The 14031-nt window shown below is 53.7% G+C and carries 10 protein-coding genes; 5 read left to right on the top strand and 5 right to left on the bottom strand.

Going from position 1 to position 14031, the window contains the following annotated elements:
• Positions 1 to 90: 90 nt before the first annotated feature.
• The 3 genes from NYR02_RS02015 to NYR02_RS02005 form a co-directional block, all read right to left on the bottom strand.
• A complete protein-coding gene (locus tag NYR02_RS02015; protein WP_260974726.1) occupies positions 91 to 531 on the bottom strand; it encodes a hotdog fold domain-containing protein in 441 nt (146 codons plus the stop codon).
• Between the two features lie 65 nt (positions 532 to 596).
• The gene (locus NYR02_RS02010) at positions 597 to 1439 is read right to left on the bottom strand and encodes an alpha/beta hydrolase family protein (protein WP_260974725.1); all 843 of its coding nucleotides are present in this window, start codon (positions 1437 to 1439) and stop codon (positions 597 to 599) included.
• A 22-nt stretch (positions 1440 to 1461) separates the two neighbouring features.
• On the bottom strand, positions 1462 to 1875 hold the full coding sequence (locus NYR02_RS02005; RefSeq protein ID WP_260974724.1) for a MarR family winged helix-turn-helix transcriptional regulator: 414 nt from the start codon (positions 1873 to 1875) through the stop codon (positions 1462 to 1464).
• A gap of 275 nt (positions 1876 to 2150) precedes the next feature.
• Here NYR02_RS02005 and NYR02_RS02000 point away from each other — a divergent pair, with 275 nt between their 5' ends.
• Positions 2151 to 2717 (top strand): PaaI family thioesterase, encoded by a 567-nt coding sequence (locus NYR02_RS02000; RefSeq protein ID WP_260974723.1) that lies wholly within the window; start codon positions 2151 to 2153, stop codon positions 2715 to 2717.
• A gap of 304 nt (positions 2718 to 3021) precedes the next feature.
• Positions 3022 to 5292 carry an ammonium transporter gene (amt, locus tag NYR02_RS01995; RefSeq protein WP_260974722.1) on the top strand — a complete coding sequence of 757 codons (2271 nt, stop codon included), beginning with the start codon at positions 3022 to 3024 and terminating at the stop codon, positions 5290 to 5292.
• On the opposite strand, the gene NYR02_RS01990 is transcribed toward amt, so the two are convergent.
• Entirely contained in the window at positions 5261 to 6319 is a 1059-nt protein-coding gene (locus NYR02_RS01990) for an AraC family transcriptional regulator (protein ID WP_260974721.1), read from the bottom strand. The two genes, amt and NYR02_RS01990, sit on opposite strands and share 32 nt — an antisense overlap.
• A gap of 173 nt (positions 6320 to 6492) precedes the next feature.
• Between NYR02_RS01990 and NYR02_RS01985 the strand changes: the two genes are divergently transcribed.
• The 3 genes from NYR02_RS01985 to NYR02_RS01975 all read left to right on the top strand — a co-directional run bounded on the left by NYR02_RS01985 (position 6493) and on the right by NYR02_RS01975 (position 9608).
• Positions 6493 to 7572, top strand: coding sequence for a 2Fe-2S iron-sulfur cluster binding domain-containing protein (locus NYR02_RS01985; protein ID WP_260974720.1), 1080 nt, complete (start codon positions 6493 to 6495; stop codon positions 7570 to 7572).
• Positions 7573 to 7600: 28 nt separating this feature from the next.
• Positions 7601 to 8815 carry an alkane 1-monooxygenase gene (locus NYR02_RS01980; protein ID WP_260974719.1) on the top strand — a complete coding sequence of 405 codons (1215 nt, stop codon included), beginning with the start codon at positions 7601 to 7603 and terminating at the stop codon, positions 8813 to 8815.
• Positions 8816 to 9056: 241 nt separating this feature from the next.
• Positions 9057 to 9608, top strand: coding sequence for a PepSY-associated TM helix domain-containing protein (locus tag NYR02_RS01975; RefSeq protein ID WP_260974718.1), 552 nt, complete (start codon positions 9057 to 9059; stop codon positions 9606 to 9608).
• A 387-nt stretch (positions 9609 to 9995) separates the two neighbouring features.
• Here NYR02_RS01975 and NYR02_RS01970 read toward each other — a convergent pair whose 3' ends face one another.
• Positions 9996 to 13940 (bottom strand): PKD domain-containing protein, encoded by a 3945-nt coding sequence (locus NYR02_RS01970; RefSeq protein WP_260974717.1) that lies wholly within the window; start codon positions 13938 to 13940, stop codon positions 9996 to 9998.
• Positions 13941 to 14031: the final 91 nt, after the last annotated feature.

Genomic DNA, 14031 nt, shown 5'->3' with positions numbered 1-14031 from the left:
GAAAACGACTCAACTACAAAACACCAGAGGAGGTGTACTATGGAATTTAGGAGCTACTGTCGCGGTTCAAAGTTGATACTAGGATAAGCTTCAGGCATGCTTCACATTCATGGTGATGTCGGCGGTAAAACACAGCGTGTTCTGGTCGTCGTATGCGGCGACCGGAATATGCACTTCTCCGGGTTGGGAAAAATCCACCGCGCTGCAATCGGACTCAACCTTTAAATCGGTTTTGGCTTTGGCCACATATTTCACGCTCATACCCGCCGGAATCCAGCGTGCGCCAGCCGGGATGCTGGCATCAGTCACAATACCGGCCATTAATTCTGCCGCGTTGCACATGGCAATCGCATGCACAGTACCAATATGGTTATGCACTTTTTTCTGGTTGCGCAGAATCATACTGGCGTAGCCCGGACGCAGTTCGGTGACTTCCGGATCAATGGTGGAAAAATACGGAGCGACCATGCCGATACCGGCCGAAAATTGTTGTGCGCCCAACTGTTCAAACATTTTTAAAAACTGGCTCATCGTTTTCTCTCTCTTATTTGGGTGAGTTATTGCGGTGAATTATCGTGGTGAATTAACGGTAAAACTTATTGCAGTAGCGGCAGTAACTGACCGGCCCAGACGGAATCGCGGTAGCGCTCGCGGAACCAGCCCAGATGGCCGATTTTCTTTTCACCGATATCCGCCGGTTTCAGACGGATCATGGTGCGTGGTGAGTTCTGATAAAAACTGTGCAGCGATTCGATATTGCGCCGGGACATCATTTCATCGTCACTGAAGGCAACCGAGGTGATCGGAACCGTGACACTGGCAAAGCGTGCGCGCATAGCTTCACCTTCGGCGCCCACGGCGTATTCGCGGTTCAGGCACCAGCGTCGCCACTGGCGCATCACATTGGCGGGCAGATCGCCGACCATGTTTAATCGGGCACCGGGAAAATAACCGGCCAGCGGTACGCTTAATGGTGCGATGAAATACCAAAGCAGCCAGGCCACGCGTTTGGTCGGTGGTGAATTTTCGCGCCAGTAACCGCTGCCGGAGGCCACGGTAATGGCCTGATCAATCTGATTCACGGCGGGAATCATTCCCAGCAACTGGCCGCCAACACTGTGGCCGATCCACTGTAATTTCAGGCCGGGGAAATAATCCCGCGCGAAGCGGATAATGGCGGTGCAGTCTTCTTCGCCCCAGTCGCTGATATTGGTCTGGCAGTGGCGCAGAGGTGTCTGCAATGATTCTCCGGTACCGAAGTAGTCAAAGGTAATCACGCTGTGGCCCTGCTCACAGAGAAAATGCGCAAACTTTTCATAGCAGCCCTGAGGCACACCCATCGCGCCGGCGACGACAACGACCGAACGAGGCTTGGTGGCGCTAAATACGCGCGCACTGAGCAGGCGTCCGTTATTGGTTGTTAAGGGTATTTTTTGCATGATATTCATCTCCGGCAGCTGCTCAGAATTCGTTCAGTAAGCGGTTCAGAAAACGCAGGATGACCTGAACTTCCTGCTCATTAAAACCTTCCGTCATGGCGGCATTCAGCTGGCTGATCAGCGGCCTGGCGCTGTCGATCTTGCTGCGTCCGAGCAGGGTCAGATAAAGACGCGAAGCGCGGCCATCCTGCTCACAGGCGCGGCGTTCTATCAGGCCGTTATGTTCCATTCGTGCCGCCAGACCGGTCAGGGCCGAATTATTCAGGTTCAGACTGTGCGCCAAATCCTTCAGCAGGCAGCCTTCATTGGTGGCAATCAGCATCAGTGCGCCGAGTTGAGTAACGGAAATGCCCAGCGATTCTTCGGCCTTCTGATCGGCGTATTTGTATACCCGCTGGCGGGCGCTGTTGAGCAGATAGAAAAGACGTTTATCCATTGGTAATGACCCGAATGCGCATTTATTTCATATGTGAACTAAATATACTTTACATGTGAACTAATTGGCAAGTGTTGTTTTCAGGACAGGCAGACCGCTGCGGATACTCTTTCTTGTGAGGAAACTCAGTATCAACCGGTTATGAGGACGGTAACAATCGGTTGTTATCTTACCGGTGTGACGATAGCGTTATGCAGCAATAACGGGCAGCCTGATGTTTACGGCGATGGTTATTCCCGTGTTTGTATTCATGTAGCGGAGACAGGAGTTTGCAGATGAGTGAAAGCGAATGGCGACCGATGACCAATATTGCCCATGAGTGTTTTGGTTGTGGGCAGCACAATCATCAGGGGTTGAAAATGCGCTTCTATACCAATGAACAGCAGGTACGTTCTGATCTGGTTATTCCCGGTCATCTGCGTGGTTGGAGTAACCTCGCGCATGGTGGTGTTATCACGACGGTTCTGGATGAGGTGATGGGCTGGGCGGGCATGTATCTGCTCAATCAGTTTTTGCTGACGCGCGATATTAAAGTGCGTTTTAAACTGCCGGTCCGTATCGGCGAGCCGGTCAGTGTTTATGGTTTTATTGCCGAACAGAAAAATGACCGTCAGGTTGTTCTGGCGGCCGAGTTACGTAATGCCAAAGGCCAGGTGGCGGCCAAAGCGGAAGGACATTTTGCGTTATTTTCTGCCGAAAAATTCGCCGCGATGAATATCATGCCGACTGATGAACTGGAGCGAATGAAGGGTATGTTCTCTTCTGTACAGCGTGACAGTGTGGTGGCATTTCAGGCGGCACGCGCAGCAGAAAAAGCACTGACGGAAAGCGCAGACAGCTGATGATTACCGTTGACTGTGATTAATGGCTGCGTCGGTCATTAATCATGGTGTCAGCCATTTTTACGGTGTTTTTTACACAGGATCCTCAGCATAATTTATTACTGTTAATGGCGATGCCCCGATCATCGGTGAAGTTTTTTGGGCAGAGTATCCCTCTTTTTTATCCGTCTTTTCTGCATTTCCAGAGTGATGATATTGCTCATTTTAAAGGATGATATCTCCCCGGTTTTTTCCTGTCGGTATCGGCATTCTGTCTACACTGGTTAGCAGCTAACGCTTTAACCCTGCTTGCCGGAGATGGACTATGCCACGTCTTTATCAACATCTGATTGCGTTCCTCTACCTGCTGCTCTGCTCTGCCGGGGCTCTGGCCGGGGACGAAGCGCTGATGAGTCCGAATGAATTACTGGACCTCATCTGGGTGTTATTGGCGGCTGGGCTGGTGTTTTTTATGCAGGCCGGTTTCACCATGCTGGAGTCGGGCATGGTGCGGGCAAAAAACAGTTATAACGTGGCGGTTAAGAACGTCAGCGATTTCCTGGCGGCGGTGTTGTCGTTCTGGATGGCCGGTTTTGCGTTGATGTTCGGTTTGGGTCATAGCGGGTTGGTGGGCAGCGGCGGATTTTTTGGCAGCCTGCTGTCGACACCCGCGGATTATGCTTTCTTCCTGTTTCAGGCGATGTTTGTCGGCACCGCTGCCACGATTGTGGCGGGAGCGGTGGCGGAGCGCATGAAATTTAATGCCTATCTGATTATCTCGGTTGCCATCAGTGCTTTGATTTACCCGGTATCTGGCCATTGGATCTGGGGCAGCGCCTTGTTGGGCGATACCAGCGGCTGGCTTGAGAGTCGTGGCTTTATGGATTTTGCCGGTTCGACGGTGGTGCATTCGGTGGGTGGCTGGGTGGCGCTGGCCGGAGTGATTGCTCTGGGGGCGCGCAAGGGGCGCTTTAACGAGCAGGGCGATGTGCAGGAAATTCCCGGTCACAATCTGTTGTTGTCGACTCTGGGGGTGTTCATTCTCTGGTTTGGCTGGTTTGGGTTTAATGGCGGCTCAACCCTGAAGGCCGATGGTGCGGTGGCGCTGATTATCGTAAATACCGTACTTGCGGGCTGCAGTGGCGGGCTGGTGGCGCTGTTGCTCAGCAGCCTGTTAAACAGCGGCAAGGTTGCGGTGGAAAAAGCGTTAAACGGGATTCTCGCCGGGCTGGTCGGAATTACCGCAGGCTGTGCCTTTGTTGGTCCCGGCAGTGCATTGTGGATCGGCGCTGTTGCCGCACTGATTGTCTACACCGCGGAATATCTGCTGCTGTATAAACTCCGCCTGGACGATCCGGTGGGGGCCATTGCAGTGCACGGTTTTGGCGGTGTCTGGGGCACGCTGGCCCTGGCATTGTTTGCCCCGGAAGCGAACCTGAATCTGCCTCGCGGTGAACAGATCTGGGTACAGCTGCAGGGGATTCTTGCTGTGTTTATCTGGGCATTTGGCATGGGGCTTGTGGTGTTTTATGTGCTGCGCCAGTTCCACGACTTACGGGTCAGCGACGAAGAAGAAGATCTGGGGCTGAATGTGGTGGAGCACGGTGCCCGCACTGTGTGGCTGGATACAATGAAAACCATGCAGCACATTGTGAGCACCGGTGATCTGCGTTCGCGCGCGGAAATTGAGCGCGGCACCGAAGCAGGCGAAACCGCCATGGCCTTTAATCAGATGCTGGATCGTTTTCAGCGCAGCGTTAAATTGATGGCGCAATCGGCACAGGATGTCTTCGGCCGCAGCCGGGAACTGGATACGGCGGTCAGTGCTAATCGCCAGGGCTCGCAGCAGCAGCAACAATTGATCGGCGAGGCGTCGGTACTGATGCAGCAGGTGCTGGACTACGCCCGCCAGACACAGGACAGCGCCAGTCGCGGAGCCGGATCGGCGGCGGATACCCGCAGCGATGCACAGCAGGGCATTGCTCAGGTTGAGGCACTGGCGGCGGCCGTTAGCCGTTTATCGTCCGAGCTGGAAGAAGCTTCGCAACGGGCCGATCAGGTCGCGTTGCAGACCCATAACATCAGCGAGGTGGTCGCACTGATTAACAGCATTGCCGAGCAAACCAATCTGTTAGCGCTGAATGCCGCAATTGAAGCAGCGCGTGCCGGAGAAAATGGCCGTGGCTTTGCCGTGGTTGCCGATGAAGTCCGTGCTTTGGCGCAGCGTACCCAGGATGCGACCGGTAATATTCAGGCTGAAATCGGTAAATTACAGAACGAAGCCGAGCGCTCTGCGCAGGAGCTGCGTCAGTACTCAGAAACCGCCAGTGGTAATGCTGAACAATCGGCGCTGACATTACAGTCGCTCGAAGCTTTGGTGCAGGCGGTGGAAGGCATTACCCGCCTGAATGAAGAGATTGCACATTCCGCCGGGCAGCAGGCGCAGTTATCGCAGCAGGTGAATACGCTGGTAACGGATGTGCATGGCATCAGCCAGGAAAGCGAACGTATCAGCAGAACGCTGGACGATACCTCATCGGCGCTGCGCAGCAGTGCCGGCCAGTTCAGTGACTCGGTGAATCGCTACCAGTATTGATGCTCTCACCCTGCTGGCGGAAGCGCAGCGGCGAAATCCCATCGTTACGTTTACGGAAGGCGCGGCCGAAATTCGCCGGATCGTTATAACCCAGCAGGTAGCTGATCTGCTGCACGCTGAGGTGGGTGGTTAACAGATACTGATGAGCCATTTCTTCACGCCAGATTTCCAGTAATTCCTGATAGCTGGTGCCTTCGTCGGCCAGTCGCCGGCGCAGGGTGCGTGGTGACAGCGACAGCTCGTCGGCGACCTGTTCAAATCCCGGAAAACGGCCTTTGGCCCGGCCCAGCATCAGGCGTATCTGACCGGATAATTTCTGCCTTTCCTGCCACTGTTTTAATTGCTGCTCGCATTGCTGCGCGGCCTGACGCTGTACCTGAATATCGGCCAGGCGTGAGCTGATGCTCAGGTCTTCAGCGGGCAGAATAATCTGATTCTGTTCCTGATTAAAACGCACCGGGCAGGGGAAAAAGGCTTCGTACAGTGAGCTGTATTCCGGCGTCTGGAAGGCAAAGTTTACCTGGCTGACCCGCGCCTGCCCGCCGGAGACAAAATCAATCACGGCCAGCAGCGTGACGGTGAGGGTTTCAAGAAAGGTGGCGCGGATATCGCCCAGCGCATACAGCTCATCCATGGTCAGCGATACCTGCAGGCCTTTCTTTTCCAGTTGCAATGATACCAGTGGCGTTCGTGTTGCTACGTACTGACAGGCCAGCCGGGCGGCATCGCCCAGTGTCGGGCTGCTCATCGCTGCCAGCCCGAGCAGGCCGTGAGTGGTGATGGTCAGCTGACTGCCTAAATAGAGACCCAGACCGGGTTCATCAATTTCGTTGCGGCTTTCGCGCAGCGCGCCACTGAACTGCTCCCAACTGATCTGGCCTTCGATGGCATCGATCAACTCAGGGCTTAGTCCGCTGCGTTGCATCATCTGTACACCATCACCACCACGTCCGGCCACCAGATCAAGCAGGTTGCGCAGGTAGTTGATGGGCAGTTGTATGGAAGTATCTGACTGTGCTGTTTTCATTCCTTCATCTTACTCCGCCCGGTCGGGGTGACCAGATTGCTGGCCCCAGATGACCATTCTCTGTCTGGTGCTGCTGTAACCCGGAAATCCCGCCGCGCATAGACTGATGCCTGTCCACTGTGCTTCCCGACAGGTGAATGCGCAGCTAATAAAACAATAAAGGTCATTTGGTCATGCTGTCATTTTTTAGCAAGAAAGCCCGACAAGTCACCCTTGCCAGTACGCATCAGAGTTTTACCGCTGAAGCGGGAGAAACCATTTTGCAGGCAGCCCTGCGTGAGGGCATCCGTTTTCCTCACAGTTGCCGTGTGGGGGGCTGTGCTGCCTGTAAGTGTCAGCTGCAGCAGGGCAAAGTCAAAGAATTAACCGAAAGCGCTTATGTGCTGAGCGCTGACGATCTTGATAATCGCTACATTCTCGCCTGCCAAAGTGTGCCTAAAACCGATCTGCTGCTGAATATTCCTGACTGGGATGACCGCAGTCCGGATCATCCGCTGCAAACCGTATCCGGTGTCATCAGCGCTGTCCGGGCACTCACCCACGATATCAGCGCTCTGACCATAACACTGGATAAAGCGCTGACATTTACTCCCGGTCAGTACGCGCAGTTAAGTCTGACAGGGATTAATGCTCCTGCGCGTTCGTATTCGTTTGCCGGAACCTGTGCCGCCGGAGGCAGTAAAGAGCTGGAATTTTTTATCCGCCATATTCCCGGTGGCGCGTTATCACCGCTGCTGCAGGACAGTGCATGCATTGGCAGTGCGGTGCAGGTGGAGGGGCCGCTGGGCGATTTCTGGCTGCGCCCGGATGACACGCCGATTTTTGCCATTGCCGGTGGCAGCGGTCTGGCACCGTTGCTGAGCATTTTGCGTCAGGGCGTGGCAGAGCAATCCCGCCGTCCGGTGACGCTGCTGTTTGGCGCCCGTACGCAGCAGGATCTGTATTGCCAGGATGAGATTCAGCAGCTGGTGGATGACTGGGCCGGGCCGTTCGAATTTGTCCCGGTGCTGTCCAGCGAAGCCAAAGATTCGGACTGGGATGGCCTGCGTGGCTGGGTAACCCAGGCCATCGAAGGGCGCATTGCTGCAGACAGTCAGGTTTATCTGTGTGGCCCGGCGCCGATGATTGATGCCGCCATGAGCGAATGCCAGAAATTCGGTGTGCGCCCTAACCGCATGTTCTTCGACAAATTCCTCGACAGCCGTGACTTGTCGGGTGCCGCAGCGGCATTACCCGATGCAGCCAACGCCTGACTTATTATAAAAAAACAGGAGCATTCCTATGTTTAAGTACGCGAAATATACGTTGTTTCATATGTTAACCATCCCCTTTGCTATCGGTCTGACACTCGGTGGCGATTGGATGTATCTGGGGCTGGCCGCTGCCGCCGGTTTTGTCATTCTTGGTGATCTGTTGTTTGGCGACGATACCGTAGAGCCGGTATACGGCCATGAGTGGATTCTTAATCTGCAGTTGTACTCATCGCTGGTGCTGATTTTTGCGATGAATTTTTTAATGGTGTGGACGGTCGCTGATATTGATGTGCTGGGGTATGGCGCGTTTGTGCAGCAGCTGACCGGCTATGACGCCGCTGCGGCGCGCGCCGATAATACGTTGCTGCAATATGCGGTGGCGATTCTCAGCTGCGGTCTGTTGTCGTCGGTGGTGGGCACCATTGTCGGCCACGAATTAACGCACCGTACCTGGGACCCGGTAGCGATGTTTATCGGCCGCTGGTTGCTGGCGTTCAGCTGGGATACCGGTTTCTCTATTGAGCATGTTTACGGCCACCATATTTATGTCAGCACCGTCGGTGATCCGGCGACCGCCCCGCGTGGCCGCAATGTGTACTTCCACATTCTGGCTTCCACCTGGAAAGGGAATATCAGTGCCTGGAAACTGGAAAAGCAGCGCCTGCAGAAAAAACGCCTGCCGGTATTCAGCCACCATAATCTGTATATCCGTGGTTTATTAATGTCATTGCTGCTGGAAATTGCCGCCTTTGCCATGGCGGGCTGGATCGGAGTGCTGGTTTTTACCGCCTCGGCGCTGATTGCCAAAGCGTTTCTGGAAATTGTGAATTTTATGGAACACTACGGCATGGTGCGTAACCCGAAAACGCCGGTACAGCCATATCACAGCTGGAATACCAATAAGCGCGTCAGCTCCTGGGCAACCTTTAACCTGACTCGTCATTCTCACCACCATGCCGAAGGCGATGTTCCTTTCCATAAACTGCGCTCGTATCAGGACGCACCGATGATGGTGAATGGTTATCTGACCACGATTTTTCTGACACTGATTCCACCGCTGTGGAACCGCATTATGGTACCGAAGGTACTGGACTGGGATCGTCGCTATGCCACGGCCGAAGAATTAGAGTTGGCGATGGCAGCGAACAAGCGCAGTGGTATTAAAGAATTTATGCAGCAGGATTACCGCGAACTGATTGCCGCGAAAAAATCCGGGTTTGAGAAAACAGCGAAAGCCGCCTGATTTTTGCAGATTGTTAAAACACCTGAGGGTGTGACCTTTGCCGGAGTTCCTCAACGGGAATTCCGGTTTTTTATGCGCACGTCACGTTACGGAATCAGAAGCACTTCGATTACAGGCTTGTTGCAGGTCAAGAAATAGCCAGTCCGACCTACGGGACCGTTTGCTTCTACGATTCTTTACATGCAAAGCCCTATAGCGCGGAGGATAATTATCGGATCACTCAACGATCAGGAGATTTCTAATGGCGGCTCTTATAGCGCGTAAAATGCTGGTGTCGGTACATTTGTATCTGGCATCTTTCTTCGCACCGATAATCATTATTATGGCGATTTCCGGCGGACTGTATTTGTTCGGCGTAAAAGGCAATACCACTTATACCGACGTTGGCCAGGTTGATGGTGTGACGCTGAGCGCAAAAAGCCCGACGCTGAGTGACGATGTTCAGGCGGTCTTAAAAAGCGCAGGTATCGACAGTCGTTTTGAATATGTAAAAGACAAGGGCAGCAGTTTCTATACCCGCCCGACCAGCCGTGAACACTATCTGCTGCAACAGCAAGGCGATAATATTGTGATTAAACGGGGCGAGCCGGATTTACAGGCGGCGTTGATGGAATTACATAAAGGCCATGGCCCTTCACTGTTTAAATGGCTGGAAAAATTATTCGCCATTGCTCTGGTGCTGATTATGGCCAGTGGTCTGTATCTGGGCCTGCAATCACCGATGCTGAAAAACAAAACGCTGGTATTAAGCGGTGCGGGTTTGGCGGTATTTGTGTTGCTTGGTTTGCTGTAAGACTTAACGCACCGGCGATAAGCGGCAGGCCAGACTACCACGCAGAGCGTGGGAGCCAGATGACAAACAAGTAGGGTGGGCACAGCCCACCAGAACATCCCAAATGCTGAAAAACAAAACGCTGGCATTGAGTGGCGCTGGCTTGGCGGTATTTGTGTTGCTTGGTTTGCTGTAAGACTTAACGCACCGGCGATAAGTGGCAGGCCAGACTACCACGCAGAGCGTGGGAGCCAGATTTCGCAGAGCGTGGGAGCCAGGTGTCGCAGAGCGTGGGAGCCAGATGTCGGCCAGATGACAAACTGCGTGAGCGAGCAGCCAGGTGCAGAAATAAAAAAAGGGCCTCAACGGAGGCCCTTTTTTATTGCTCGTTATTTGCAGCAGGATTGCTTACTGCACCTGCGCTCCGGCATCCAGCCACTCACTGATTAAACGCAGCTCTTCTGCATTGAGCATATTGCTGTGGTTAACCCGTGGCGTGTTTTCGTCTGGGTTAAACAGGTAGGCGTTGTGATCCGGGTCGTTGGCGAACAGTTCAAAAAAGTTAGCCGATTCCAGCGCGCCCAGCTCGGACATCAGTACACGGCTGTAGCAGGTAAAGCAGTCGTTGCCGGGTTGTTCAACAAACGGCAGTTTCTGCTGACGGCGGCAGTGGTTGCTGCTGACCGGACTGAATTGGTTAGCCAGATACATATAGTTCGCACGCGGGCTGAACAGTTCGCGGTATGACACGATATTGGCTTTATCCAGTGCCACGCCGTCCCAGGTCAGATCCAATCCGGTCGCGCCGGAATTGTCGTGGCAGGCAACACAGCTGCGACCGCTGTTGTCGCGTCCGCTTTTTTCCCACAACGGCTGCACATGGTCTGTGTAGGTGATGCGGGCACGGCAGTCTTTATCCCAGCGGTTAATGCAGGCGTTGCTGGTGGGGGCGGTGGTATCCAGCTGGCTGTAGCTGTAGTTAATATCGGCCGCGGCGTTGCTCAGACTCCACACGTCCTGATAATTAATATCGGCGCTGACTGCGGGCAGGTTTTGCTGATAGTCCACCAGAGCTTCGGCCATGGTCTGACCGTCGCTGTGGGCAATAATCGCTGCGTTGGTATGGGCAAACGCACGGCCTGCCTCACCCCCAGGGTTGACCTCAGAATCTTGCTGATAGTGCAGGGTTTCACCGGCAGCGACGTTCAGCGTGTGCGCTGACAGGGCATTCAGGTAAGCATAATGCTCGTTCTTGCTGGCCAGTGCTTTCAGACGGCTGTTCACCACTTCCAGCGTGAAATCGGTGTTGGCCGGTACCTGAAACAGCGCGGAACCATCCGGCTGAACAGCGGCGTAACCCAGCAGTTCTTTATTGGCGGTAGCGCTGACGACGCGGATAAAACGTTCGCTGCGTTCACTCAACGGATGCACTGACAGATCACGCAGGGCAATAATTCCGCCCTGGCTGGCCGCCATATCAACACCATCGACTTCATAAATGCTGCGGATATTCACCACTCCGTAGTCATTCTGCGGATCGGTAGGATCGGTAGGATCAGTCGGATCAGTTGGATCGGTCGGATCGGTCGGATCGGTCGGATCAGTCGGATCGGTCGGATCGGTCGGATCGGTCGGATCGGTCGGATCAGTCGGATCAGTCGGATCAGTCGGATCAGTCGGATCGGTCGGATCAGTCGGATCAGTCGGATCAGTTGGATCAGTCGGATCGGTCGGATCGACATCATCGCAATTTTTCTCTTCTTTATAGGTCACGATAAAGGACGTGATTTTAGGATCCTTAAAGAAGTTATATTCAGTCCCTTCCCGTGAGAAGAAACTGGCTCCGGTTAAGTCTTCACCCACCGGGCTGTGTGAAGTCGCACGCACAGCAATGGTAAATTCTTCACCACGGAACGGACCAACCACTCCACCATCGGTGTTGTACCAGTACTGGTAGTCACCAATATAATGCTTACCGGCAGCGTCGCTATTATTGAAGGCGACGAGTTCGTCACCATCATCCGACAGAATTACCTGGTCAACCGGAACGCCTGCAGCATTCAGGTTGTTGTCGGTGAAGACTTCAAAATACACTTTGTTATCGCTCTGTCCGGCAGCATCTTTATTAAAGAAGAAGTACAGGAAAAGATCGCCGTCATTTAGCTGGCCACGAGGTTTAACCGCCGGGTTATTGCTGTATCCCAGTGCGGCATGCTCTGCCGTCGACTCATAAAAGAAAATATGAGCCGAGCTGTCTTTGGGCTGTGGCAACGCATCGTTATATTCGTCTCCCACATAGGTCGGATGCGCGGAAGCACTGTAGTAGTTGTAACTGGCATCCGGCGTATTCGCCCCTTTGAAGGAGGTGATATTGCCCAGGAATACATCCTTAACCAGTTTGTCCGGGTTATTTTCATTGGCTTTTGCCGCCCAGATGGATAACGATTTGCCGGGCACACACATCTGGTCATCAGCAACCGCTTCAATCATGACGGTATCCGGGGCGCTGACACTCTTACCGTCACTGACTGTCAGCTCAATTACATAAAAACCTTTCTCGACCAGAGTCAACGTAGGCTGCTGAGCCGTAGGGTCTGCCAGAATTTCAACATCGGTCTCTGCCGGGGAACTGATCACTCTCCAGCGGTAAGACAAGGCATCGCCGTCAGCATCGGAACTTGCGCCACCATCCAACATCACGGTCGTACCCACCTGACGGTTCAGGATATCTGCGCCCGCATTGGCAACCGGCTTATGATTCGTCGGATCGGTCGGATCGGTCGGATCAGTAGGATCAGTAGGATCAGTAGGATCAGTAGGATCAGTAGGATCAGTAGGATCAGTCGGATCAGTCGGATCAGTCGGATCAGTCGGATCAGTCGGATCAGTCGGATCAGTCGGATCAGTCGGATCAGTCGGATCAGTCGGATCAGTTGGATCAGTTGGATCAGTTGGATCAGTTGGATCAGTCGGATCAGTCGGATCAGTCGGATCAGTCGGATCAGTCGGATCGGTCGGGTCAGTTGGATCGGTCGGGTCAGGAGTTACTGGTGCAAAATTCAGATTGCTGCCCTGATACGGATAAGCAACCGCCAGTTCGGTATAGACCACACCGGATTTACCATTAATGACCGGCTGGCGGGTGTTGCTTGCCGGGTCGTAAGTCCATACACCATAGCGGGCGCTGACCGAATCAAAGTCGGTGCTGTCACTGCAGGTATCCGTCAGACCACTTTTTTGGCTCAGACACTGAGTCCAGCTGATCAGCATGCGCCCGCTGCCATCACGGTAAGGCCAGAAAGCGCTGTACCAACCGCCACGGGAAATCTGTTCGGGATAGACGTTTACTTTACCGCCGGTATAAGACTCCGGTGATAAACCGGCAAACACGGTGTTGGCCTGCTGGCCCCCGGTAATGGTAATAACATCACCGCCCATCAGGCTGTGGTTCTGGTGTTTGATGAGTGCGCCAAGGTGACCATCGGCATCTTGCACAACGTTCATTAATTGCAGGCTGGCTTCGGCACTGCCGAGCGGAATTTCGCCGCTGGCCAACTCTTCCGGCTCGCTGTTGTCGTTGTTCAGGCGTAATAAACTGTATTTTTTACTGGCGGCAACGACACCGTTGGCATTGACGCAACGGCTGGCGCTGATGCTGGTCGGTTGCAGTTTGTTGCTGTCATTTTCGCAAACGGCGGTTTCAGAACCGGAACCAATACGGATAAAGACCAGGGTGCCATCGGTCATCATGGTTGGCTTGTAGTCGTAAACACTGCCGCTGGTGAGCTGGGTCAGGTCGCTGCCATCACGGGCCATTTTAAACAGTACGGATGCGCTATCGTTGTTTTGTCCGCGGGTGGAGGAAAAAACAATATCAGCGTCGTTGGTATAGGCCGGGTTGGTATCCTGTCCGCTGTTGGCCAAAGTGTCATCGCTGATGATGCGGCGGACATTGCCCTGATCAAAATCGTATTCGTACAGGTTCCAGCTGCTGTCTTGTTCATTCAGGGTGCGGGCAGCAAAAATCAGAAAGCGACCGTCGGGTGAGACGTTCAGGTCTTTAACATCGTAGTGATTGCTGCCAATGGCCTTGGCCAGAATTTCTTTATCGGTGGCGTTGGACGAGACGCGCTCACGGATAATCAGCTGTGCTCCTGCCTGATAAGCCTGGGCAGAAGAATCTGCTGTGCTGCTCAGCGTTCGCTGTACATAGGCAAAAGGAATATCGTTGGTAAAGGTGGTGTCACCTTCGTTGATTTTCGGATCAACGCCAAGATCTTCACCACAGCCCGCCAGCAGCAGGCTGCCGCACAGTACGCCAGAAGAACAGAATTTAATTACAGCTGATTTCATTATTGCTCACCCTTGAACTTAAAACCGGAGACACTCTCAAAAACAGACTGCCGTGCCGGGCACCTACACCAGATAATCGTCAGAGATATCC

Origin of the sequence: Thalassolituus pacificus (assembly GCF_025318105.1) — a bacterium.
Classification (GTDB): Bacteria; Pseudomonadota; Gammaproteobacteria; order Pseudomonadales; family Oceanobacteraceae; genus Venatoribacter; species Venatoribacter pacificus.
This window is presented reverse-complemented; position numbering and strand designations above follow the sequence as displayed.